Source organism: Bacteroidota bacterium, assembly GCA_030706565.1.
Classification (GTDB): Bacteria; Bacteroidota; Bacteroidia; order Bacteroidales; family JAUZOH01; genus JAUZOH01.
Genome location: JAUZOH010000397.1, coordinates 1 through 3,417, shown reverse-complemented (window position 1 = coordinate 3,417; position 3,417 = coordinate 1). Strand labels below are relative to the sequence as shown.

General features: G+C 36.0%; 3 protein-coding genes. All 3 read left to right on the top strand.

Translation table 11 applies throughout. From position 1 onward, the window contains the following. Window positions 1–444 precede the first annotated feature (444 nt). Entirely contained in the window at window positions 445–1,338 is an 894-nt protein-coding gene (locus Q8907_14655; GenBank protein MDP4275513.1) for a tetratricopeptide repeat protein, read from the top strand. 13 nt (window positions 1,339–1,351) lie between these two features. Continuing rightward, window positions 1,352–2,428, top strand: a complete 1,077-nt coding sequence (locus Q8907_14650; protein MDP4275512.1) for a FecR family protein — start codon at window positions 1,352–1,354, stop codon at window positions 2,426–2,428. Between the two features lie 215 nt (window positions 2,429–2,643). After that, window positions 2,644–3,132: a hypothetical protein gene (locus Q8907_14645; protein ID MDP4275511.1), complete on the top strand. Its 489-nt coding sequence runs from the start codon at window positions 2,644–2,646 to the stop codon at window positions 3,130–3,132. Window positions 3,133–3,417 lie beyond the last annotated feature (285 nt).

Genomic DNA, 3,417 nt, shown 5'->3' with positions numbered 1-3,417 from the left:
TTGCCGAGGATAAAAAAGAATAAGACAATTTGACCAGATTAAAAATCTACCGGCCAGGTTTAATATTTTTAAAATTACTTTGTTTGAATAAAAAAGTATACCTTTAATTCTGAAAAAAATTTCGAGAGGATTTTTTGATTAACTAAACAACGAGATATAAAATAAATGAAAGAAGGATAAAGGGTTTTTTATGCCATAAATCAATTCATTACAAAAGAACAACCCATATAGATAAGGCAGATATAACAGGAATTATGCAGTTACAGAAATGTTAGCGATCAGGCTATGTGGTGGATACAACATAGTTTTGCCTAAACAAAAGACTACAAACCGGCAGTAAAGAACATGAAAAAAGACCTGCTCCTCGTGCCCGATGCAACTGATGCTCGTGCAGCGCAGGACAAAATTTACGAATGGGAACGATAACTAACTAAATTTACTATTATGAAAACAACTAACATTCTTCGTCTTTTACTGTTGCTAACAGTATTTGTGTGTTCTACGGTTGTGAATGCCCAAACCACATATGAAACCGAGCGTTTCAATAACTATCCCAGTATGGAGCAAGCCAAAAAAAATATTAGCGATGTCCTTTATAAAAAACACGTTTCTGTTTCTGACAGTCTTGGAAAAATTAACTATAAAGAAGCAAAAGTCTTTGATGATAGAATTGAACTGATAACAAAAAAAGATGTCAGGGTATTCTTTTTCAGGGATATGTTCAATACAGGGGATAAAAATGAAATTACAGTTTTTTGCAGTAAAGAACACTTTAAAAAAGGAGAAACTTTTCCGGGAGCAGAGCACGATTATTATGATTGTTATATTGATAATCTTAAATCAATTCATTTTAAAGATTCTTATAGAAAATTCACGGATGGTACTGCTTGGGGTGATGATGGAAGCATATATGTTTTAGCCGATGCTCTAAATAGCTTTCAACACCAACAAACCAAAGTATATCAGGATTCCGTTAATAATAATATAGCGCAAAAACTTAAAAATGACTTAGCCGAATTTCAGGCAGCCGCCAAAACTTATAACGAGTTGCAAGAAAAACCTGCCATAACCGAAGAACAGCGCAAGTACATTGTTCAGGCAAATGCCCTCAATAATGAAAAAAGATATGCAGAGGCATTGAGTTACTATGAAAAAGTGATAACAATTCACGCAACTGCTTATCCGCCGGCTTATTACAATATGGCGTTAATTGAGGCACAAATCGGAGAATACAGAAAAGCTATATTTAATATGAAAAAATACCTATTCCTTGTGCCCGATGCGCCCGATGCCCGTGCAGCACAGGACAAAATTTACGAATGGGAATTGAAACAATAAAAACTCAATAGTTATGAAGGCAAAATATTATTTATTTGCCCTGTTTTTGTTTGTGTCTGCAAATATTTACAGTCAGGTACCGGCTGTCAGCGGCGCTCAATGCGTTGAATGTGGCGGTATGAACGGCAATCACAAACTAACTTGCCGATATTACAATGGAGCGGCAAAACCGTCCGCTTCTCCGGGCAGTTCGCTTAATTTACAACAGCAAATTATGCTGAATATCGTTGGCGGTATGCTGAACAATGCGATGAACAATAATAACAAAGCAAACGCTCAGCAACAGCAAGACGAGGTAATGAGGCAGCAGCAGCTTGCCATTATGCTCACCAAGCAAAAAAATTACAACGATTCCGTTGCACAAGTAAGCCACGACAGGATGATGAAAGATTACAAACCGCTGGAAGGCAGCGGCGATGTAAGCTACAAAGGATTGGACGATAAACCGAAAATGGCTCTGGTTCACTTCAATTGTAAAATCACTTCTTTTTCGGGGAAAGTAATGGTAGTGAAATCAAACGGGCAGCAAATCGCTTTGTCCGAAACACAATCGGCGGAGATAGCTCCCGGCGATTGGATTGCCACCGGCGAAAACAGCAGGATAAAGTTGCACTATGCCCTTGAAAATGGTGGGGAAGACATAATTTTAAGTTCAAAATCGGTAATAACCATTGGAATCAACGATGATGGAACCCATTCGCCAACGCTGATGCGGGGCAAAATGTATGCGGTGAACTCACGGGGGATAGGACAAGTTTCTCAGGAAGGTGGCGGAATAATAGACCAGGCAACTTTTGAAGCCGATAAATTAAAGGCACAAATCAAAAATAAAATTATCAGAATGAACGTCAGAACCCCAACTGCTGTAACTTCTGTACGTGGAACCGAGTTTACGGTTAATGTAGATGATTTTAACAATACCGAAGTAAATGTGATGGACGGAATAGTGGATATAACCGGAAACCTGACGAACAGAACTATTACATTAACGGCAGGTACAAAAGGCATTGTAAAAACTACTGGTGTAATAATAGGGCCGTTGAAAATGGATAAAAAACAGTTTAAAGAAAACGATGATAACTGGGAATGAACAATCTTTAAAAATTTTTAAGTATATATTCAGGAAGTACGAGAACAAAGCCCGAACCGCTAACATCGTGTATAAAACATTTGTCAGTCAGTGCGTTATCAATTATTTTAGCTCGTATCAAAGTTTGTTGTAACTTGACAGGAAATCGCTTCGAAATGCCAAACGTTTCATATACGTGACCGTTAGCGTTACTTTAAAAAATAATAGCATAATTTATGAATACTGATTATATTAATATGGTTGAAATTGTGAATAAGAATATTACACAATTCAATGAATTACTTGCTCCTAAAAATCCTATTCCACTGATTGAATTGGATAAAGTATACGATAATAAGTATTTTACAAAACTTACGGAGACCACATGGCTTGATTTAAGATTTCCAAATGCAGAGAAAAAAGGAATATATTTGATATTTGGCTATAACTCAAAAGATTTTTCTAAGAAAGCAATGTACATAGGTAAAGCATCATTTTCATCTTCTATTGGAAAAAGATTATACAATCATTTAGTCAAAGATAGGGATAATGAGAATTATACGATGTATGATTTAAGTGGTAATATTCATTATCTTGAATATGTCTTTGGATTAGATCTTGAATCAATTGGATTGGATATATTTTCCTCAGCATTAGAAGAGTATCTTATCCATAACGTAAAATATGATATTGCTTTATTGAATGGAACAGGGAATTTTAATTAAGAAGAGAACAAAAAGCAACGCACAATAAATAGGACTCTGAGCGGTCTGCAAGACCCAGCGATGAGTCCGTGTTGAACTACAAACGCCGGGCTATGGGCTATATACTTAATGAGTTTTTTTGATATTTTTTGAAAGCAGGCTGATTAACCGTTATATAAATTTTTGTAAATTTTGCAGGCTTCAGGGCTGTCTGTAAAGATAAAATCATAAAAAAACAAGGAGTTACTCTTCCTCAATCAAGTCGTCTACTATCTTATCAAGATTAGGTATTGAAGTTTCGCAAGT

Excerpts from the sequence above, each read along its gene's own strand:
- Q8907_14655 (MDP4275513.1), top strand. The coding sequence starts at position 445 with ATGAAAACAACTAACATTCTTCGTCTTTTACTGTTGCTAACAGTATTT.
- Q8907_14650 (MDP4275512.1), top strand. The coding sequence starts at position 1,352 with ATGAAGGCAAAATATTATTTATTTGCCCTGTTTTTGTTTGTGTCTGCA.
- Q8907_14645 (MDP4275511.1), top strand. The coding sequence starts at position 2,644 with ATGAATACTGATTATATTAATATGGTTGAAATTGTGAATAAGAATATT.